Consider the following 19,632-nt stretch of genomic DNA (forward strand, 5'->3'; position numbering starts at 1 on the left):
ACGTCCGTGCGCGGCGTTCGCTTGTGATTGGTTTGGTGCTCATGCTTGACAGGAAAAGTTTGATAGTGCGTGAATGTGTTTCCAGGTGGTTACTCCCCGATGTTCGACCCACCAAGGAGCTCAAACATGCGCACATATCCCGGCCGCTTACGCCCCGCGGCCGTCACTCTAGGTGCTGCCCTGCTCATGGTCAGTGCATGCGCCAAGTCGGAAGACAGCGGCTCGAGCAACTCCGGTTCCGCCCCGGCCTCGGCCGGAGCCCAGGTCGTCGCCTCCGCCTCGGCGAGCGGGCCGACCTGCTCTATCGACCAGTACGGCGGCACCAAGATCGACCTCAAGACGGCCAAGGTCGGCTTCTCCCAGTCGGAGAAGGAGGCCAACCCGTTCCGTATCACGGAAACCAAGTCCATCAAGGACGAGGCGGCCAAGCTGGGCATCACCAAGCTGACCGCCACCAACGCGAACTCCGAGTTCAACAAGCAGATCAGCGACGTCGAGCAGATGATCGACTCGGGCGTCCAGGTGCTGGTCATCGCGCCGCTGAACTCGGACGGCTGGGACTCGGTGTTCGCCAAGGCCTCGGCCAAGCACATCCCGATCATCACGATCGACCGCAAGATCAACGCGACTGCCTGCAAGGACTACCTGACCTTCATCGGGTCGGACTTCGCGGAGCAGGGCAAGCGGGCGGCCGACGAGATGGCCAAGGCGCTGGGCAACAAGGGCAAGGTCGCGATCCTGCTCGGCTCGCCCGGCAACAACGTCACCACGCTGCGTACCAGCGGTTTCAAGGACGAGATCGCCAAGGTCGCGCCCGACGTAAAGATCGTCTTTGAACAGACGGGCAACTTCGCCCGCGAGGACGGGCAAAAGGTCGCCGAGCAGCTGCTGCAGTCCAACCCCGATATCAACGGCATCTACGGCGAGAACGACGAGATGGCCCTCGGCGCGATCACCGCGCTCAAGAGCGCCGGCAAGAAGGCCGGCGACGTCAAGGTGGTCTCGGTCGACGGCACCAAGAACGCCGTTCAGGCGATCGTCGACGGCTGGGCCAGCGCGGTCATCGAGTCCAACCCGCGGTTCGGCCCGCTCGCGTTCGACACCGCGAGCAAGTTCCTGAGCGGTACCCCGGTCGGCGAGGACATCGTCATCCAGGACCGGCAGTACGACGAGGGCAACGCCAAGACCGACGTCAACAGCGCGTACTGAGTCCGTCAGCGGGAGCGCCGCAAGGCGCTCCCGCAAGCTTTTGGGGAAGAGATGCTCGAGGTCACCCGAGTCAGCAAGACCTTCCCCGGCGTACGCGCGCTCGACCAGGTCTCCTTCGCCCTGCAACCGGGTGAGGTCCATGCTCTGGTCGGCGAGAACGGCGCCGGGAAATCCACTCTGATCAAAGTGCTCACCGGGGTGTACCGACCCGACTCCGGTGAGCTTCGCTATGCCGGTGAGGCCGTGACGTTCGGCTCGCCGATGGACGCCCAGCGGGCCGGGATCTCCACGATCTACCAGGAGGTCAACCTCGTCCCGCTGATGAGCGTCGCCCACAACCTGTTCCTGGGCCGGGAGCCGCGCACGGCGTTCGGGCTCCTCGACGAGCGCCGGATGCGACGCGAGGCGGCTGAGACCCTGGCCGGCTACGGCGTCACGACAAACGTCGCCCGCCCACTCGGGACGCTGCCGCTCGGCGCGCAGCAGATGGTCGCGCTGGCCCGGGCGGTGATGGTCGACGCCAAGGTCGTGATCATGGACGAGCCGACGTCGTCGCTCGAGCCGCGCGAGGTGGAGACGCTGTTCGGCGTCATCCGCACGCTGCACGAGCGGGGCATCGGCATCGTCTACGTCAGCCACCGGCTGGACGAGCTCTACCGCATCTGCGACGCGGTCACGATCCTGCGGGACGGGAAGGTCGTGCACACCGGCAAGCTCGCCGAACTGGAGCGGATCCGGCTCGTGTCGCTGATGCTCGGCCGCGACATGACCGAAGTAAGACGAAAAGGACTGACCGCCTTTTCCGCCAACCGAGGCAGCGGCGAGACGACGGGCGACGACGCCGCCGCCCCGGTTCTCAAGGCGACCGGCCTGACCGACCGGCACAAGCTGCACGAGATCAGCTTCGAGGTGCGCCCGGGCGAGGTCGTCGGCCTCGGCGGACTGCTCGGCGCCGGCCGCAGCGAGACGATCAAGGCGATCGGCGGTGCCTACCCGCTGGACTCCGGCGACGTCGAGGTCGACGGCGCCGACCTGGGAAAACCGACCCCGGTCAAGGCCGTCAAGGCGGGCATCGCGGTGCAACCGGAAGATCGCAAGGCCGAGGGCATCGTCGCGGGTCTTTCCGTACGCGAGAACATCGCGCTCGCCGTCCTCCCCCGCATGTCGCGCCTCGGACTGGTGTCCGACAAGCGGATCGACGAGATCGTCGAGAAGTACATGACCCGCCTGCGCATCAAGGCGTCCAGCCCCGACCAGCTGGTCGGCGACCTCTCCGGCGGCAACCAGCAGAAAGTGCTGCTGGCCCGGCTGCTCGCCACCGGCCCCAAGGTGCTGCTGCTCGACGAGCCGACCCGTGGCATCGACGTCGGTGCCAAGGCCGAGGTGCAGTCGCTGATCGACGAACTGGCCGCCGAGGGCCTGGGCGTCGTGCTGGTCTCCTCGGACGCCGAAGAGCTGATCGAGGGCGCCGACCGGGTGGTGGTGCTCCGCGACGGCGTGGTCGTCGGCATCCTGACCGGCGACGCCGTCACGACCGAGGAACTGCTGGCTCAGATCGCGGGAGGCACCCGATGACCGGCGAAGCCGTAGCCGGCCGGTCCACCGTGGACCTGGCCCGCGTCCGGACCTGGCTGCCGAAGTACGGCGTCTACCTGGCGATCGTGCTGCTCGTGCTTTACAACATCTTCTTCACACCGTACTTCCTGACCTGGAGCAACCTGCGCATCCAGCTGATCCAGGTGGCCCCGATCGTCATCGTGGCGCTCGGCATGGCGCTGGTCATCGGCACCGAGGGCATCGACCTCTCGGTCGGCTCAGTGATGGCCCTCGCGGCCGCGGTCATCCCGCTCTACCTGGGGTACGGCGTGGTCGCCGCGATCGTCGTGTCGCTGATCGCCGGCGTGGTCGTCGGGTTGATCAACGGGGTGCTGGTGGCGAAGGTCGGGTTACAACCGATCGTCGCCACACTCGCGCTGTTCGTGGGCGGACGAGGCCTGGCCGTGGTGATCTCCAAGGGCAAACTGGTGGACATCCACGACGCCAACTTCCTCTACCTCGGCTCCGGTGACGTGCTCCGCATCCCGGTGCTGGTCTGGATCGCCGCGCTGCTGGTGGCGGTGGTCGCGTTCGTGGTGCGGCGCACCGTTTTCGGCCGCCGGCTGCTCGCGATCGGCGGCAACCGGCCCGCCACCGAACTCGCCGGCGTCCCGGTCAAACGGGTCCTGATCACCGTGTACGTGGTGTGCTCGGTGCTCGCCTCGATCGCCGGGCTGCTGTCGGTCTCCCGCATCCAGTCGAGCGACGCGTCGTCGGTCGGCCTGCTGATCGAACTGTCCGCGATCACCGCGGTCGTGGTCGGCGGCACCCCGCTCACCGGCGGCAGGGTGCGCGTCGTCGGCACGGTCGCCGGCGCCCTGCTGATGCAACTGGTCATCGCCACGATGATCAAGCACAACCTGCAGCCGTCGACGACCGAGATGGTGCAGGCCGTGATCATCCTGATCGCCGTCTACGTCGCCCGGGAAAGGAAAACCCGATGATCGTGTCCGAGGCCCCGGCAGCGATCGTCGCCGAGGATATCCGCCGGGCCGAGCGCACCGACCGGATCGTCGGGACCGTGCAACGCCAGGGCGCGCTCGCCGTGCTCCTGGTCGTGGTCGTGGTGTCGCTGGCCGCCTTCCCCAACTTCCGCAGCTTCGACAACGCCGCGACGATCCTGGTCGCGGCCGCGCCGCCGATGCTGATCGCGCTCGGCATGACCTTCGTGATCATCACCGGCGGCATCGACCTGTCGGTCGGATCGCTCTACGTGCTCGGCGGTGTGGTCGCGGCGTGGGCCTCCCAGTACGGCTGGGTCGCCGCGTTCGCCGCCCCGCTGCTGGTCTGCGGCGCGATCGGGCTCATCGACGGGTTGCTCATCGCGTACACCCGGATGGCGCCGTTCATCGTCACCCTGGCCGCCCTGCTGGGCGCCCGCGGCCTGATGCGGGCGATCAGCAGGGAAGGCTCGGAGACCTACCTGGTCGACAGCAAGCCGTTCGCGCACTTCGGCAGCGGCTCGTTCCTCGGCCTGGGCTACCCGGTCTGGCTCGTCGCGGTGCTGGTGGTGTGCGGGATCGTGGTGCTGGCCCGCACCCGGTTCGGGCGAGCGGTCTACGCGCTCGGCGGCAGCGAGGACGCCGCGGCCCTGATGGGCATCGCCGTACGCCGCACCAAGGTCTGGGTCTACGTGATGTCCGGCCTGCTCGCCGGGCTGGCCGGGGCGATCAACGCGGCCAAGCTCGGCTCCGGCGTGACCGTCCTCGGCAGCGGCATGGAACTCAACGCGATCGCCGCCGTGGTCATCGGCGGCACCCTGCTGACCGGCGGGGCCGGCACGATCGCCGGCACCATCGCCGGCGTGCTGCTGCTCGGCGTCATCCAGAACCTGATCAACCAGGTCGGCAACCTCAACAGCAACTGGCAACAGGTGATCAGCGGGGCGTTCCTGGCCCTGGTCGTGGTCGCCCAGACCTACCTGGTGAAACTCCGCCGGGTGACCTAGTCGCCCGGCACCTAGTTCACGTCGGCGGTTCCGAGCACGTGGCCCGCATGGTCGGCCACCGTGATCTTGCTGACGTTGCGCAGCTGGATGGAGCTGGCGCCGATCACCTTGGCATTACCGGTCGGCGTCGGCCCCCAGGTCGCGGCCTGCTCCACCTCGCCCTCGTGGTCACGCACCTGGCAGAGGAACGGCCCCTCGCCCTGCAGCCGGCTCACGTCCAGCGAGACCGAGACACCCCACGTCTTGGGCGTCAACGTTGCCTGACCGGCCATGCCGCTGCCCGCGGCCGCCTCGAACTGGGCCGTGACCAGCTGCGGGCTCGGGAGTGCCTCGGGCGTCGACTGACCGTGGTTGCCGCGCACCACGCCGAAGCCGATGGCGGCCGCGACCACGACTACGGCGGCCGCGGCGAGCCAGCGTACGCGTGCCGTGCGGCTCTCCCGGGACCGCTCGTCCCGCATCTTGCGCAGCAGGCCCTCGATGTTCTCGGCACTCGGGCGGGCCGCCAGGCTGATCGGCGCCTGCCCGCCGTCGCCCCCCGCACGCTGGGCTTCCGGCAGACGCTTCAAAAGTTCCGGTACGGCGGCGAGCTCGTCCAGCTCCGCGCGACAGTCGTCGCAGTCGCGCAGGTGGGCGTCGAGCCGATCGGTGTCGGCCTCGTCGAGGCCGCCGAGCAGGTAACCGCCGAGGAGCCGGCGCAGCTCGTCGTGGTCGGCGCTCACCGCAGGACCCCCATCTCCTCGAACGCGGTTCGCAAGGCGCGCACGGCGTAGTAGGTCCGCGACTTCACGGTGCCCTCGGGCACCGACAGCTTCTGGGCCGCGTCGGCGACGCTCTGACCCTCGTAGTACATGGCCCGCACCACCGCCTGGTGCTCGGCCGAGAGCCGCTCCAGTGCCTCGGCGACGAGCCAGCCCTCGACCAGTTGATCGACGTTGTCGGCCGACGGCACGGCGGCGACCGCGGCCTCGTCGGCGACCAGATGGGGCCGGCGCTGCTCGGCCCGCCAGGCGTTGGTCACCACGTTGCGGGCGATCGTCAGCAGGTAGGACCGGGTGCGGCCGGGGTCACGGTCCAGGTGGCCGATGTGCTTCCAGGCCCGCAACAGCGTCTCCTGCACCAGGTCTTCCGCCCGGTGCCGGTCGTGCACGTAACGCAGGATGAAGCTGAGCAGGACCGCATAGTGCTCGGTGTAGAGCGCGGTCATCAGCTCCTCGTCGGGGCTACCCCGTCGCCTCATCCGGCCTGCCTCTCGAATCGCGGCCCGTCCAGTGGGTATTACACCTCCCACCGGTTTCCGGTTCGACTGTGAGGCTCAGATTTCCGCCCCCGGAACGGACGATGCCCGATCCCCCTCGCCGGGACCGGGCATCGTGTCGTGGGTGAACTGATCAGCAGGCTTTGGGCGAAATCTTGGCGATGTCGGGCGCGGTGTTGTCGGGATCGCTCGCACCGGGCCCGCCGTACCGGAACGACTTGACCGACTTCAGGATCGGACTGATGCCGTAGACGGCATTGTCCGAGTACATGCTCAGGTTGACCGCCGGGCCGTTGATGAAGGTGACGCTGCCGATGCGCGCCCCCGTGCCCTTCTCGTCGTTGACCTTCTGGCCGCTGCCCATCTGCGAGCACGGCTGGGTGGTCGGTGCCGCGACCTCGCCGAAGGCCTGGAAGTACTGGCCCTGGGTGAAGTCGACACCCTGGCCGGTCCAGAGCTTGTCCGGGAAGGAGCCGACATAGGTCGTGTCGTAGGCGATCCACCAGGCGTTGTTGAAGTGCTCGATGCCGAACTTCTTCAGAGTGTCGACCGGCAGCGTGTCGCCGGCCTTGACCCCGCCGTCGTAGGGCAGGAATCCGCAGCCGTTGTAGCAGGCCGGCACGTTGTTGACCCAGTGGAAGACGAAGATGTGCGGATCGTCGTCCCCGTTGACCGCGCGGTCGACGTTCCAGCCCACCTCGACGGTCTGGTAGCCGTCGGCCGTCTGCACCGCCAGTTCGGCGAGCGTGTGGTATTCGCCCTTGGCCAGCACCGGCTTCTTGATGTCGATCGCCGCGTACATCCCGTCGGCGACCGCGTCCTGCGAACCGATGGTGTAGGAGAACTTCGCCGACTTGCTCGTGGAACCGTTGCCGGTCTCCGGCGGCGTGGTGGACGCGGCGACGCTCGGGGCGGTGTTCGTCGTGCCGGCCGCCGCGCTGGTGGCCGCCAGCGGCGCCACCGGTGCAGTCGTGGTCGGTGCGGTCGTGGTCGGTGCGGTCGTCGCGGGCGCCGTGGTGGGCGACGTCGTGGCGGGGGTAGTCGTCTTGTCAGCCGGCGCGGTCGTCGTGGCCGAGGGCGACGCGGGCGGAGCGGGCGGCTGCAGGTCGGTCGGCTCGGAGCGCAGCAGGCCGGTCTTGCTCGATCGGCCCTTGGGCGCGAAATCCACTGTGTGCCCCTGCCGGGGGGCGGCGACCTGGAGACCCTGGTTCTTCAGCGAGCGGCTGGAGGTGCCGTCCCGGCCGCGGCGGGCCCGCTGCGGCTTGCCGCCCCAGGGCAGGGTGGGCGGCGGGGTCGACGCGGCGGAAGCATCGGCCTGGTCGGCGACGGGCGCCGTGGCGGCACCCTGGTCACCGGAGACCTGTTCCGCGCCCGCGTTCATTGTCGAGGCAACGCCCAGGGCGCCGACCACGGCGACGGCTAGGCCGGCGGCAAGGAGACCGCGGCGTGACTTCAACACGTGTCCGTCCTCGTTCATCGGGGGGATCGGCGGAGGCGGGCGAGGCTTCTCCGGCACCGTTTCGGCGGCGGACGTCACCATATAGCTTTCTCGATTGCAGTTGAGCATGCCGAGCGGATTTCCGCCTTAACGGCTGAGTCGCCACGGCAAGATGGCCGATCCGCAGGTCAATTTGTTCGACGGAGCGTGTTGAGACGGTTGCGGAGGGGCTCTTTTCACGTGTTGTTCGGAAAGAGGCAAACGGCTATGAGCTTCTTTCAGGTCCAGGTTGATCGTATTGCCGGGATCCGGGTGCTGTCGTTGACCGGCGGGATGATCGGGAGCCACTCGGTGGACGAGGTCGCAACCCTTCTGGCGCGGGACGCCACCCTGGTGTGGGTGGACGTTCCGGAGTGCAGCGACCAGGCCGTCACCCTGCTGACCGACGTACTGAAGTGCCACCCCTTGGCTGTCCGTGACTGTATGCAACGCAATCGCGTGCCAAGAGTCCGGATTTATCCGCATCAACAGCTTTTGATCTTGCACGGACCGGAACGGGGACCGTCCAGTCATGTCCACTATCTCGCACTCGATCAGATAATCGGGGAAAAGTACGTCGTCACCGTGCCCGGTCCGATCAATCCCACCGTTCCGATCGACGTCGCATTACGCGAAACGGACGGGGTGCGCAAAAGGATCGAGGCGGGCCGGCTACGACCGGATTCCCCCTACGAGTTGTCGTACGCGATCACTTCGGCCCTGACCCACCGGCTCAAGGCGTTCATCGAGGATCTGACCCGCGACGTCTGGGATCTGGAGCGGCGGGTGACCGGCGGGCACATGGGCAACCCGGAAGAGTTCCTGGAGGAGCTCTTCGGGGCCTGGCACGGCCTGCTCGCCGTACGCATGATGGGCGCGCTCGGCGCCGAGGTGCTGGGCCGGGTGGCCGCGCTGGAGGCACGCATCCCGGTCGACGAACGCCCGCTGATCGCCGACGCGACCGACCAGATGAACCGCATCCGCAACCTGGCCGACGGCGAGCGCGAATACGGCGCCCTCCTCGATCTACGGCATGAACATCATCGTCAACGGCACCACCCACGTCACCCCGTTGGCCGTGGTGCTCTCGATCATGGCTGGCGTGGGCCAAGCGCCGCGGCTGGTGGTAAGGGTCCACATGGCGGAACCGGTTTGACGGTAGTTCTCGCGCCGGGCCACCATGGGCCCCATGCAGCGGAAGGCCATCCCTCTCATCGCCGATCTGGCGGTCGATCTGGCGCGCTGCGCCAGCGCCTGCTGTCCTAGCTGACCTGCTTTTTCGCGTCGCTCCGGCGACCGAAGCACGTTTCAGCCAACCGTATCCGCGCGTTCCGGACCCTAAGGCCGCCCTGCGCCGGTTAACCTATAGGACTGATAGGCAATGTATGCAAAGTGAGGAGCTCCCGTGACCGCCGTCGACGTCCGCCTCGACTATCTCGCCATCGCCGCCCGCTACGCCGCCTCACCCGAGCAGTGGCCGGTCGCGCCCCGGTTCAACCCGGTCGATCGCTGGTACCACCGGCTCGCGGTCGCCGACGACCACGAGGTCTGGCTGCTCACCTGGCTGCCCGGGCAGGGCACCGACCTGCACGACCACGGCGGCTCGGCGGGCGCGTTCCTGGTGTCCGGCGGCACGCTGACCGAGGAGACGGTCACCGGCGGCACGCTGACCGAGGAGACGCGCCCGACCGGTGGCCGGCCGGCCGGTGGGCGGCCGCAGGTCACCACCCGCGAACTGGGCGACGGCGCCGGCCGCCGCTTCGGCCCCCGGCACATCCACCGCGTCACCAACCGGTCGGCCCGGCCGGCGACCAGCATCCACGTCTACGGCCCGGCGCTGGCCACCATGACTCGCTATCGCCTGACCTCGGCCGGGCTGGAGATCCGTACGGTCGAGGCGGCGGGAGTCCAGTGGTGACCGCGAGCGTGCTGGCCCCGCCGCCGGGCTCGCTCGGCATCGACGATCTGCTGGCCGCGGCCCGGGCCCGCCTGCACCGCCTCGGCCCGGCCGCGGTGGCCGCCGCCGTTCGCGACGGCGCCGTGCTGATCGACATCCGACCGGCCGCCCAGCGCGCCGAGCACGGCGAGATCCCGGACGCGATCGTGATCGAGCGCAACGTCCTCGAGTGGCGCCTCGACCCGCGCAGCGAGGCCCGGCTGCCGTTCGCCGACCGCTACGACCTGGAGGTGATCATCACCTGTCAGGAGGGCTACACCAGCAGCCTGGCCGCGGCCGCCCTGCAGGACCTCGGCCTGCACCGGGCGACCGACCTGGCCGGCGGCTACGCCGCTTGGCGCGCAGCCGGCCTCCCGACCACCGGATAGCCGGCTAGTGACCGTCCTCCTCCGGCCGCGCCTGTCGCGGCAGGAGGAACGACAGTCCAAAGGCGAGCAGGAGCAGCAGCACGGTCACCGAAGTCGTACGGATCGTCGTGTCGCGGAAGCCGCTCTGCACCTGCTCGGTCACGTACGCCCCGATCTTCGGATCCTGGTTTTGCGCCGAGCCGGCGCCGCGGCAGCTGGCCGGCACCACATCGGGGTCGTTCTCCGAGACGCGGTCGGCTAGGCAGGCCCGCAGGCCGGCCGTGACCCCCGGCTGCGCCTCCGCCGGCACCCCGGTCGCGGTCAGCACCGTGCGCAGCTCGATCGCCGAGTGGTCGACGTGGTGAGTGACCGCGCCGGGCAGCAGGGCGAAGAAGATCGTGCCGAGCACCGCGATGCCGAACGCGCCGCCCAGCTGCTGCACCGAGGTGAGCGCGCCGGACGCCGAGCCGGTCTCGTGGTCGTCTACACCGGCCAGCACGATGTTGAAGAACGGCGCCATCGCCATGCCCATGCCGATGCCGAGGAACAGCAGCGACGGAATCATCTGGTAGGGGTTGATGCCCGCCCCGGCCAGCCACACCGTGTAGGCGAAGGCGGCCGTCGCGACCAGCATGATCAGGGTGCCGAGCTGCAGCAGCCGGCGGCCCAGTTTCACGGTCAGGCCCGCCGCCGCGATCCCGAAGCCGACGATCGTGCCCAGCGCCTGCGGCAGCGTCGACAGGCCGGCCTTGAGCGGCGAGTAGCCGAGACCGATCTGCAGATAGAAGGTGAAGATCAGCCCGGTGCCGATCAGCGCACCGAAGAAGACCATGCCCACCGCCAGGCCGCCGGTGAACGCGCGCTTGCGGAACAGGCTCGGCGTGACCAGCGAGTCGAGACCGTTGCGTTCACGCCGGCTCTCGAAGTACGAGAAGACGGCGAACACCACGACGCCGGCCGCCAGCATCACGAAGCACCAGACCGGCCAGTCGAGCTCGCGGCCCTGCACCAGCGGGAAGAGCAGCAGGAACGCACCGCCGGCGGCGAACAGCACCCCGACCAGGTCGAGGCGGGGCGGCTTGGGCAGCCGCGAGTCGGGCAGGAATCGGAGCGCGCCGACGACCGCGAAGATGCCGAGCGGCACGTTGATGAAGAAGATCATGCGCCAGCCGGAGCCGAAGTAGTCGGCGTCGACCAGCCAGCCGGCCAGGATGGGACCCGCGACGGCGCCGAGACCCATCACCGGGCCGAAGGCGCCGAACGCCTTGGCCATCTCCTTGGGGTCGGTGAACATCTGGCGGATCATGCCGAGGCCCTGGGGCAGCATGACCGCGCCGAACAGGCCCTGCACGGTCCGGGCCGCGATCAGCTCGCCCGGTGCCTGGGAGAGCGCGCAGCCGAGCGAGGCGATCGTGAAGCCGGCCGCCCCGACCAGGAACATGCGCTGCCGGCCGAAGATGTCGCCGAGACGGCCGCCGGTCAGCAGGCCGATCGCCATGGCCAGCGTGTATGCCGCGCCCAGCCACTGGATCAACGCGTACGAGCCGCCCAGCTCGGCGCGGATCGAGGGACCGGCGATGGTGGTGACCAGCGAGTCGAGGAGATCCATCACCTCGGCCGCGAGGATCACGAAGAGCGCGACCCAGCGATATCGGTAAGGCGCGGAGGCCTTGGTCTCTTCGAGCAGGGCTTGCATGGAGGTCCCCCCGGAGGATGCTGAACACTGTTCGTGGCTACGAACACCGTTCTACTGGCGAACAGCGTTCGCGTCAAGGTAAATTTGGCGACGATGAACGAGTTCCCGTGGAGACACCAGAGGTCGGCGGCCGGTCGCCCCGTCCGGACCCCCCTCACCCGCGACGAGATCGTGCAGGCCGCCCTGCGCATCGTGCGCGTGGAAGGCATTGATGCGGCCAGCATGCGGCGCGTCGCGGCCGAGTTCGAGACCGGCCCGTCCAGCCTCTACGCCCACGTGGCCAACAAGGACGAGCTGCTCCAGCTGATGTTCGACGAGATGTGCGGCACGATCACGGTTCCCGTGCCCGACCCGGCCCGCTGGCAGGAGCAGGTCAAGGAGCTCGCCCGCGCCTGCTATCAGGCGATGCTCGACCACAACGACCTGGCCCGGGCCGCACTGGCCACGGTTCCGACCGGGCCCAACGCGATGCGGGTCTCCGAGTCCATGCTCGGGCTGATGCTGGCCGGCGGCGTCCCGGCCCGGATAGCCGGGTGGGCGCTCGACCGCATCTTTCTCTACATCACCGCGGACGCCTACGAATTGTCGATCTGGCGCGGACACGTCTCGTCGGCCGGCACCGACAAGGAGACCTTCCTCGAGCAGCTCTCGTCCGATTTGCAGGCCTATTACGCCGAGTTGCCCGAGGAGACATATCCCCACCTGCGCAAGCACGCGGCCGAGATCGTCGGCGACATCAACGGCACCGACCGGTTCGAGTTCGGCCTCGACATGATCGTCGGCGGCCTCAGCCGGCACGTACCGGCCGGCCACTCGCCCGACATGTCGGGAAACCGTCAGCTCTGATATCAAGATTGCCGGTAATGCCCGGCCGTCACCCATAGTTGATCTGGTCGCTTTTGTTGATACTGGGACCATGGATGGTGAGGTCCAGTCGGATGGACGGCTCCCGGTGCCGATCACGGTGTTCGGGCCGCTCCATCTGCTGGCGCTCCGAGTACACCAGATGGCCAACACCGGCCGCTGCCACGAGGCGATCGCCGCCGCCGACGCCTACCTCGGCATCGCCCGCGCAACCGGGGACACCAGGACCGTCCCGTTCCTCATCCAGGGCAAGATGTACGCCAACCTCAAGATGGGCCGCCTGGTAGAGGCGACCGATCTCGGCGAGCAACTGCTGCGCATGCACCGGGTCGCCGGCTCGGCCCTCGGCGAGGCCAAGACGCTGTGCGACCTGGCCCAGTTCGACGTGCTGCGCACCCGCTACGTCGACGGCATGCGCAACCTGGCCCGGGCCGCGGTGCTGCTCGACCTCCCGCACCGCAACCCCGATCGGCGCATCTCGGCGCTCTGCTCGTTCGCCGAGGCGGCCAACGCGGCCGAGATGTACGAGACCGCCGCCACCACCTACGAGAAGCTCAGCGTCGCCAACGCCAGCTTCGAGCTGGTGCACGCCGTGACGTTGCTCTACTGGGGACTCCGGCTGGCCCACGTCGGCCGGCACGACGAGGGTGCCAACCGGCTACGCCGCAGCGCCGCCCTCACCCGGCGGCACGTCGACCAGCGCCCGGACGATTTCGGCAGCGCCGCGATGCTGGCGCTGGCCCTGGCCAAGCTGGGCGACGTGGTGCCGGCCGAAAAACTGGGCCGCGAGGCGGTGCTGCCGCTGCGGCAGGCGGAAAACTTCCAGTACGCCCGGATGGCCCACCTCGCGATCGGCATCAGCCTCCGCGCGCAGGGCGCCCCACACGAGGCCCGCACCGAGTTCGTCGCCGCCCGCGAGCTGTGCAACTTCGGCGCCCGCCCCGACGAAAAGACGATCATCCGGTTCGAGATGGCGCTCAACGCCCTCGAACTCGACGGCGGCCGGGCCGGACGCGACCTGTTCGAGGCGGTCGAGGGCCAGACCCGCGAGCTGTGGCGGGTGCGGTTGCAGCGGCTGGCGATGCTGCGCCAGGCCCGTCAGCGCGAAGAGGTCGAGGCGGCCCGCGCCCGGGCCGAGCGCGAGGTGATGCGCGACCCGCTCACCGGCCTCGGCAACCGGCGCCGCTTCGACCTGCTGCTCGACCGCATCGACTCGCACCGGCTGAGCGCCCCGCTGATCCTGCTGCTGGTCGACGTCGACCACTTCAAGGCGATCAACGACGCGTACTCGCACTCGGTGGGCGACCGGGCGCTGCGCGAGGTGGCCCGCATCCTGCGGGCACACTGCCGCACCGAGGACGTGCCGGTCCGCTATGCGGGCGATGAGTTCACGGTCTTCCTGCGCGGCGACCTGACCGTCGGCCGCGAGGTCGCCGAGCGCATCCGGTCGGCGGTGGCGCGCTCCGACATCCTTCCCGGCGTCCGCCTCACGGTCAGCGTCGGCATGGCCGAACTCACCGACGGCATGAGCGGCGAGGCCCTCTTCCGCCACGCCGACGACCGCCTTTACGCCGCCAAATACAGCGGCCGCAACACGATCGCCGCCTGACACCGAGCCGGCACCCGGCCGGCTCAGAGCGGGCGGACCACGGCGGAGCGACCGCTGTAGAGGCTGCGGGAGTTGTCGAGGCGGCGCGGCGTGTCGGGGGCGTCCAGCCAGACCACGTACGGGTTGCCGGAGATCAGGCCGGTCAGGGTAGCGGTGACCGTGCAGCCGGTGCCGGCGGTGACGTTGACCCAGGTGGGTGCCGGCTGGGTGCCGGTGACCAGCTTCTGGTCGACCGCGGCCACCCGGTAGTCCGGGCCGTACCAGGAGGGCCACTGCACCTTCAGGGAGCCCGCCCCCGGTGTCACGATCAGCGGGATCAGCACCCGCTCGTCGGTCGGCCACGGTATGCCGCAGGTGGTGGCGCTCGGCAGCGGTGACCAGGGCAGGCCGCTCGACGGGCGGAGGCTGACCGGGTTGCCGAGGCTCGGTGCCGGGTTGGCGCTCACGTCGATCAGCCACGGGGCGGCCGGCGAGGGTGTGACGCCGGCCGAGGCGGACGCGCCCGCGACGCCACCCGGCGCTCCGCACCCACTCAGGACCAGCAGCGACGCCGACAAAGCCACCACCCTGAGCCGCATCCGTCCCCCTCTACTCCCCCTTCGGCTCAGACGACCCAGGGCTTAGCGGGGGCGCGAAGGACCAACCCCGCGCGAGCAGGGCGTCGGTCGCCGCCACTGCGGCGCGGAGACGATAGGTGGGGCTTCCGGTCAGCACCTCATGACGTACAGCCGGAACAGCCGGGCCAGCGCCCGCGCCGTCGTGGTGGTGCCGGTCGACTCGGCGCCGACCACCACGACCCGCCGGGTCAGCCAGGCTCGGACGCCCGGCCCGAGGTGGTCCCAGTTGCCGACCGGGTCGGCGCGCACCGCCGTGCCGGAAACCGGCACCTGCGCCCGATCGAGGCCGACGATCACCGGCTCGGCGTGGAAGCGGGAGGCCAGCTCGATCCCGTACGCCTCGGACGAGAACACCGCGTCGACCCGGTCGGTGCTGGCATGCCGAGCGGCCAGTTCAGGAGGTGCTGCCGCACCAGCAGCCACACGTGATCAGGCCGGTCGCGAACCCGAGCACCTCGGCCCAGGTGGTCGGCGCCCCGAACACGGTGAGGGCCGCACTGTTCAACCAATCGATCATCGTCACAGTGTGTCAGCAGGAGCTTGCGGAGCGCGCACCTCGAAGTGCCGCAGCACCGGCCGGAACCCCATCCGGTCGTACAACCTCCGCGCCGGGTTGCCGTCGGTCACGGTCAACCCCACGACGGTCAGGCCCGCTTGGCGGGTCCCGCTCATCGCGTACGCCAGGAGAGCCGCACCGAACCCCCGGCCCTGCCCATCGGGGCTGACCGAAAGGTCGAGCACCCAGGCCGTCGGCGCGCTGCCCCACGGCACCGGACCGACCGTGAACACCTGCCCCGTGCTGCGCCCGCCGGGGTCTTTGAGGCGGCCCGTGGCCCCTGGCAGGACGATCAGCCCGTTTTCCCCTTCGGTGAGCGACCGCAGCCGGCCGACCCGGTCGATCCCGTCGGCCCGGTCCGGATGGTCGCGCTGCGCGTAGGCGGCCGCGAGGGCCGTCGTCAGGTCGTCGTCCCAGTCGTGCGGCACGATCGTCCACCCGTCGGCCGGCGACACCGCGGGAATCGGCTCGTCGAACCCGCGATGCATGTCGGTGGCGGCCCGCACGAGCGTGCAGCCGGCGCCGATCAGCGCCCGGGCCGCCTCCTCGTCGTTACTTTTGATCCGCAGCCCGGCCAGCTCCCGCACCGCGAGCCCCGCCGCCCGGTCGGCCGTCACCGAAGGCCCGGGCCGAAACTTCAGGGCCACCCGTTCGCCGCCCTCGTCCCGCCACGTGAACCGCGCCACCGGCACCCCGTGGCCGTCGCTCAGCACCGCCCCGTCAGAGTCCTCAGTGATCGGCATGCGCCGCACATTAACCCTCGCCGGCGCCCACCGAAGCCCCGAATATTTGTCAGGGGTGCCGGTCGGTTGCCGAGGCGCGCAGCGCGCCGATCACCGCGGCCTGGAGCCTCTCGAGGTAACCGTCGGGCAGCGGGGTGCGGGCGACCGCCAGGCGCCAGTAGAGCGGGCCCAGCATCAGGTCGACGGCGACCTCCGGATCGGTGCCTTCGGGCAGCTCGCCGCGCCGCACCGCCTGGCCGACCAGCTTTTCGCCGACCGCCTGCTGGTGGGTGCGCAGCGCCTTCTGGAGGGTGTCGGCGATCTGCGGGTTTCGGGCCGCCTCGGCCATCAGGTCGGGGATGATCTGGGACGCGATCCGGTGCTGGAGCGCACGGCTTACGATCATCGTCAGCAGTTCGAGGTCGTCGGCGAAACTGCCCGTGTCGGGCAGCGGGACGGCTCGCCCGGCCACGTCGGAGACGATCTCGAGGACCATCTCGAGTTTGTTGCTCCACCGGCGGTAGATCGCAGTCTTGCCGACCCCGGCCCGGCGCGCGACCGCCTCGATGGACAGCCGGCCGTAACCCACCTCGGCCAGTTCGTTCATCACGGCGTTGCGGATTGCTGCGGTGATGTCTCCTCGGAGCACCGCCGCGCCGGCGGGTGCACGCTTGCCTGTCGCCACACGATCACTATACGCCAGGACGTAACGGTTGCGTTCCGCCGTTCGGCCGGTTAGTCTCGCCACGTCGATACGACTGCGTTTCATCGGCAGGGAACGGCGGTCGGCTGTCATGCTGCTCTAGTGTTCCCGCGAAGAAAGCCTGGGTCCGACACCCCCATCGGTCCGACGAGATCGGAGCACCACCCCATGTCTCAGACGGCGGTTGCCGATTCCGAAACCGGGTTGCCGCTCAAGGAGCTGGCCCAGCGGAATGGTCTGGGCTCGGCCGGCCGGATGCCCAGCGTCATCGAGTACGCGAAGCAGATCTGGTCCTACCGGCATTTCATCGGCGCGTTCGCCCGTGCGAGGACGATCGCCACCCTCGGCGAGACCCGCCTCGGAATGATCTGGCAGGTCCTGACCCCCGTGTTCAACGCGGGCGTCTACTACGTGATCTTCGGCGTCATCATCAACACCCGGCGCAGCCAGTCGAACTTCATCACCTACCTGTGCATCGGTGTGTTCCTGTTCGGCTTCAGCCAGACGGTCGTGCAGAACGGTGTGACGGCCATCACCGGCAACCTCGGTCTGATCCGGGCGCTGCATTTCCCCCGGGCGAGTCTGCCGATCGCGGTCACGTTGATCGAGATCCGCAACATGATCGCCTCGCTCAGCGTCCTGCTCGCCATCGTGCTGATCAGCGGCGAGCCGATCCGATGGCAGTGGCTGCTGATGCTGCCACTTTTCCTATTGCAGTCGCTGTTCAACGGCGGTCTGGCGATGTTCGTCGCCCGGCTGGGCACCAAGGTGCACGACATCCGGCAGCTGATCCCGTTCATCATGCGGTTCTGGCTGTACGGCTCGGCCGTGATCTACCCGGTCACCAACTTCACCCACCGGTTCCACGGCTGGAAGATCGACATCATCAAGGCCAACCCGCTGCTGGTCTTCATCGAGCTGGGCCGGCACGCCCTGATGAAGGACGTCGAGCTGGTCGGCCCGCCGCTGCACCTGTGGATCGAAGCCATCATCTGGACCGTGTTCGTCGTCATCGGCGGCTATCTGTACTTCCGGCGCGGAGAGAAGGGTTACGGCCGTGGCTGAGGAACGCGTCCCCACCGTCATCGCGGACGAGGCACACATCGTCTACCGCATCCATGGCGCCTCGGCGGCCGGCGCCAACAGCCCGGCGGCGAGTTTCAAACGGATCATGACGAAGAAGAACGCGGCGAGCATCCGAGAGGTGCACGCGGTCAAGGGCGTCACCTTCGTGGCCTACCGCGGCGAGGCGATCGGCCTGATCGGCAGCAACGGCTCCGGCAAGTCGACGCTGCTGCGGGCCATCGCCGGCCTGCTGCCGGTCGAGCGCGGCGGGGCGATCTACGCGGCCGGCCAGCCGTCTCTCCTGGGCGTGAACGCGGCCCTGATGAACGACCTGTCCGGCGAGAAAAACGTCGAGCTGGGCTGCCTCGCCATGGGCATGTCCCCGGCCGAGGTCAAGGCGCGCACCGCCGACATCGTCGAGTTCTCGGGCATCAACGAGCGGGGCGAGTTCAGCACGCTGCCGATGAAGACCTACTCGTCCGGCATGGCGGCGCGGCTCCGCTTCTCGATCGCCGCGGCCAAGAAGCACGACGTGCTGCTGATCGACGAGGCGCTGGCCACCGGCGACGCGAAGTTCCGCAAGCGGAGCGAGGCGCGGGTGCGTGAGCTACGCGCGGAGGCCGGCACGGTCTTCCTGGTCAGCCACAGCGAACAAACGATCCGCGACACCTGCGAACGCACCATCTGGCTCGAGTCGGGCGTGATCCGGGCCGACGGCCCGACCGAGGAGATCATGCGGATGTACGAGGAATTCAGCAATAAATGAGAGAAGGCCGGCCCCGATGGGCCGGCCTTCTGCGTTTCATCGCACCGAGAGATGTACGTGGTTCTCATGCTCGCTCGACGGGTCGCCGTTGCCCTTCGTGTACGCCTTCCAGCCGCTGCTGGGCAGCCAGATGCGCCGGAACCAGATCACGTAGAGGACGCCCAACTCGTCGGAGTTGTTGATGAAGTAGTTGGCCAGCCGGTTGCCGTAGTCCTTGCTGGCGCCCGACGCGACCCCGCCGAAGCCGCCCTTGTCGGCCGCGAAGTCGCAGGCCCGGCCCTTCGGATGCTCGCCACTGTTCTGATGCCGGAAGCAGGCCACGTAGTGGGTGAATCCGGCCGACTTGGCCTGCTGCATGGCGTGCAGCATGCGCGGGGTGATGCAGCCGTCGGTGGTCGGGTCGTTGACCGTGCATCCCTCGGGTGACAGCGACCCGTCCGAGTTCCGGTTGACCGACGTCGCCTTGGAACTGCCACCGCCGTCGCCCGGTTGCGGGTCGTCCTGTCCGGCGTTCGCCGTCTTGAGCGCCGCCTCGGCCTGCGCCTTGCGGGCCGCCATCACGGCGACCTGTTTCTGCTGGTCGCGCACGGTCGCGTCGATCGCCGCCTTGGCCCGGCCCTGAGTCTCGCGGGCGGTTTGCAGGTCGTGCATCGCCTTCTGCTGGCGGGCCGCCACGGTCTGCAGGACCTGGGCCCGGTCGAGGAAGCCGGCCGAGGAGTTGGCGGTCAGCAGCGCGCTCATCGGCCCGAGCCGACCGGCCCGGTAGGACTCCTGCACGACCTGGTCGAACGCGGCCTGCCGGGGCGCCATCTCGGTGTCGATCCGCTGGAGTCGGGTGGCCAGGTCGGTCTGCTTCTTCTTGGAGCCGGCCAGTTTGTCCCGGGCCTCGAGGTAGCCGCGGGAGGCCGTGTCGAGTTGCTGGGTGAGCGACTTGGAGCCGCCCTCGCCGTCGTCGCCCGACGATCCGGGTGCGGCCCGGGCGGGCGAGGCGAGTCCGGTCGCCGCGACGAGGGCGACCAGTATCGCGGCCATGGTTTTCGGCAGCACAGGCATTCCTTCCGGTGGTGCCGCCGGCCGGGTTAGCTGACGGGTTCGGGACGGAAGAAATCCCTACCGCTCTTCGTCGAGCGGATTCACCCCGGTGTAAAAGGTGGTTCCCCGGCTCACCCCGAAGGGTGATTAGGCGGCGGTCTCCATTCGAAGACCGCGGCCGACGATACCGGACGCCATCGATTGATCGAT

At 69.1% G+C, this 19,632-nt stretch carries 21 protein-coding genes and 1 riboswitch; of the genes, 11 read left to right on the forward strand and 10 right to left on the reverse strand.

All coding sequences use genetic code 11. The features are described 5' to 3' along the window. Window positions 1–186 precede the first annotated feature (186 nt). Genes ACIA5C_RS38605 through ACIA5C_RS38620 form a run of 4 tightly spaced genes read left to right on the forward strand, consistent with a single transcriptional unit; the run spans window position 187 to window position 4,753 of the window. Window positions 187–1,209 (forward strand): ABC transporter substrate-binding protein, encoded by a 1,023-nt coding sequence (locus ACIA5C_RS38605; RefSeq protein WP_396064181.1) that lies wholly within the window; start codon window positions 187–189, stop codon window positions 1,207–1,209. Between the two features lie 51 nt (window positions 1,210–1,260). After that, entirely contained in the window at window positions 1,261–2,784 is a 1,524-nt protein-coding gene (locus tag ACIA5C_RS38610) for a sugar ABC transporter ATP-binding protein (RefSeq protein ID WP_396064184.1), read from the forward strand. Next, window positions 2,781–3,749, forward strand: a complete 969-nt coding sequence (locus ACIA5C_RS38615) for an ABC transporter permease (protein ID WP_396064186.1) — start codon at window positions 2,781–2,783, stop codon at window positions 3,747–3,749. The genes ACIA5C_RS38610 and ACIA5C_RS38615 overlap by 4 nt, the downstream gene beginning before the upstream one ends. Beyond that, complete coding sequence (locus ACIA5C_RS38620; protein WP_396064188.1) at window positions 3,746–4,753, forward strand: ABC transporter permease; 1,008 nt, start codon at window positions 3,746–3,748, stop codon at window positions 4,751–4,753. Before ACIA5C_RS38615 ends, ACIA5C_RS38620 begins: the two co-directional genes overlap by 4 nt. 11 nt (window positions 4,754–4,764) lie before the next feature. Here the strand turns inward: ACIA5C_RS38620 and ACIA5C_RS38625 are convergent, their stop codons facing one another. The 3 genes from ACIA5C_RS38625 to ACIA5C_RS38635 all read right to left on the reverse strand — a co-directional run bounded on the left by ACIA5C_RS38625 (window position 4,765) and on the right by ACIA5C_RS38635 (window position 7,470). Beyond that, window positions 4,765–5,475 (reverse strand): anti-sigma factor family protein, encoded by a 711-nt coding sequence (locus ACIA5C_RS38625; protein WP_396064190.1) that lies wholly within the window; start codon window positions 5,473–5,475, stop codon window positions 4,765–4,767. Then, window positions 5,472–5,993 carry a sigma-70 family RNA polymerase sigma factor gene (locus tag ACIA5C_RS38630; RefSeq protein WP_396064192.1) on the reverse strand — a complete coding sequence of 174 codons (522 nt, stop codon included), beginning with the start codon at window positions 5,991–5,993 and terminating at the stop codon, window positions 5,472–5,474. The genes ACIA5C_RS38625 and ACIA5C_RS38630 overlap by 4 nt, the downstream gene beginning before the upstream one ends. A 151-nt stretch (window positions 5,994–6,144) precedes the next feature. Then, window positions 6,145–7,470, reverse strand: a complete 1,326-nt coding sequence (locus ACIA5C_RS38635; RefSeq protein WP_396064195.1) for a neprosin family prolyl endopeptidase — start codon at window positions 7,468–7,470, stop codon at window positions 6,145–6,147. A 246-nt stretch (window positions 7,471–7,716) separates the two neighbouring features. Between ACIA5C_RS38635 and ACIA5C_RS38640 the strand changes: the two genes are divergently transcribed. From ACIA5C_RS38640 to ACIA5C_RS38650, 3 genes are all read left to right on the forward strand, one after another. After that, window positions 7,717–8,754 carry a CorA family divalent cation transporter gene (locus ACIA5C_RS38640; RefSeq protein ID WP_396064197.1) on the forward strand — a complete coding sequence of 346 codons (1,038 nt, stop codon included), beginning with the start codon at window positions 7,717–7,719 and terminating at the stop codon, window positions 8,752–8,754. Window positions 8,755–8,893: 139 nt separating this feature from the next. Then, window positions 8,894–9,406: a cysteine dioxygenase gene (locus ACIA5C_RS38645; RefSeq protein ID WP_396064199.1), complete on the forward strand. Its 513-nt coding sequence runs from the start codon at window positions 8,894–8,896 to the stop codon at window positions 9,404–9,406. Next, window positions 9,403–9,813, forward strand: coding sequence for a rhodanese-like domain-containing protein (locus ACIA5C_RS38650; protein WP_396064201.1), 411 nt, complete (start codon window positions 9,403–9,405; stop codon window positions 9,811–9,813). Before ACIA5C_RS38645 ends, ACIA5C_RS38650 begins: the two co-directional genes overlap by 4 nt. 4 nt (window positions 9,814–9,817) lie before the next feature. Here ACIA5C_RS38650 and ACIA5C_RS38655 read toward each other — a convergent pair whose 3' ends face one another. After that, a complete protein-coding gene (locus ACIA5C_RS38655; RefSeq protein ID WP_396064203.1) occupies window positions 9,818–11,488 on the reverse strand; it encodes an MFS transporter in 1,671 nt (556 codons plus the stop codon). Window positions 11,489–11,581: 93 nt separating this feature from the next. On the opposite strand from ACIA5C_RS38655, the gene ACIA5C_RS38660 reads away from it, so the two are divergent. Both ACIA5C_RS38660 and ACIA5C_RS38665 read left to right on the forward strand, forming a co-directional pair. After that, window positions 11,582–12,334 carry a TetR/AcrR family transcriptional regulator gene (locus ACIA5C_RS38660; RefSeq protein ID WP_396064205.1) on the forward strand — a complete coding sequence of 251 codons (753 nt, stop codon included), beginning with the start codon at window positions 11,582–11,584 and terminating at the stop codon, window positions 12,332–12,334. A 70-nt stretch (window positions 12,335–12,404) separates the two neighbouring features. Beyond that, window positions 12,405–13,961, forward strand: a complete 1,557-nt coding sequence (locus ACIA5C_RS38665; protein WP_396064207.1) for a diguanylate cyclase — start codon at window positions 12,405–12,407, stop codon at window positions 13,959–13,961. A gap of 23 nt (window positions 13,962–13,984) precedes the next feature. Here the strand turns inward: ACIA5C_RS38665 and ACIA5C_RS38670 are convergent, their stop codons facing one another. The 5 genes from ACIA5C_RS38670 to ACIA5C_RS38690 all read right to left on the reverse strand — a co-directional run bounded on the left by ACIA5C_RS38670 (window position 13,985) and on the right by ACIA5C_RS38690 (window position 16,541). Continuing rightward, window positions 13,985–14,539, reverse strand: coding sequence for a hypothetical protein (locus ACIA5C_RS38670; protein WP_396064209.1), 555 nt, complete (start codon window positions 14,537–14,539; stop codon window positions 13,985–13,987). Window positions 14,540–14,668: 129 nt separating this feature from the next. Continuing rightward, window positions 14,669–14,932, reverse strand: a complete 264-nt coding sequence (locus ACIA5C_RS38675; RefSeq protein ID WP_396064211.1) for a hypothetical protein — start codon at window positions 14,930–14,932, stop codon at window positions 14,669–14,671. Between the two features lie 40 nt (window positions 14,933–14,972). Then, complete coding sequence (locus ACIA5C_RS38680; protein ID WP_396064213.1) at window positions 14,973–15,095, reverse strand: hypothetical protein; 123 nt, start codon at window positions 15,093–15,095, stop codon at window positions 14,973–14,975. 2 nt (window positions 15,096–15,097) lie between these two features. Next, window positions 15,098–15,877: a GNAT family N-acetyltransferase gene (locus tag ACIA5C_RS38685; RefSeq protein ID WP_396064215.1), complete on the reverse strand. Its 780-nt coding sequence runs from the start codon at window positions 15,875–15,877 to the stop codon at window positions 15,098–15,100. Between the two features lie 49 nt (window positions 15,878–15,926). Next, the gene (locus ACIA5C_RS38690; RefSeq protein WP_396064217.1) at window positions 15,927–16,541 is read right to left on the reverse strand and encodes a TetR/AcrR family transcriptional regulator; all 615 of its coding nucleotides are present in this window, start codon (window positions 16,539–16,541) and stop codon (window positions 15,927–15,929) included. A gap of 186 nt (window positions 16,542–16,727) precedes the next feature. On the opposite strand from ACIA5C_RS38690, the gene ACIA5C_RS38695 reads away from it, so the two are divergent. Then, a complete protein-coding gene (locus ACIA5C_RS38695; protein WP_396064219.1) occupies window positions 16,728–17,624 on the forward strand; it encodes an ABC transporter permease in 897 nt (298 codons plus the stop codon). Then, entirely contained in the window at window positions 17,617–18,390 is a 774-nt protein-coding gene (locus ACIA5C_RS38700) for an ABC transporter ATP-binding protein (RefSeq protein ID WP_396064221.1), read from the forward strand. Before ACIA5C_RS38695 ends, ACIA5C_RS38700 begins: the two co-directional genes overlap by 8 nt. Before the next feature lie 36 nt (window positions 18,391–18,426). Here ACIA5C_RS38700 and ACIA5C_RS38705 read toward each other — a convergent pair whose 3' ends face one another. After that, complete coding sequence (locus ACIA5C_RS38705; RefSeq protein WP_396064223.1) at window positions 18,427–19,443, reverse strand: coiled-coil domain-containing protein; 1,017 nt, start codon at window positions 19,441–19,443, stop codon at window positions 18,427–18,429. Then, window positions 19,441–19,586: riboswitch (cyclic di-AMP (ydaO/yuaA leader) on the reverse strand. Its footprint overlaps the gene before it by 3 nt. Between the last annotated feature and the right edge of the window lie 46 nt (window positions 19,587–19,632).

The sequence above is a fragment of the Actinoplanes sp. NPDC051343 genome (genome assembly GCF_044455125.1).
Lineage (GTDB): Bacteria > Actinomycetota > Actinomycetes > Mycobacteriales > Micromonosporaceae > Actinoplanes.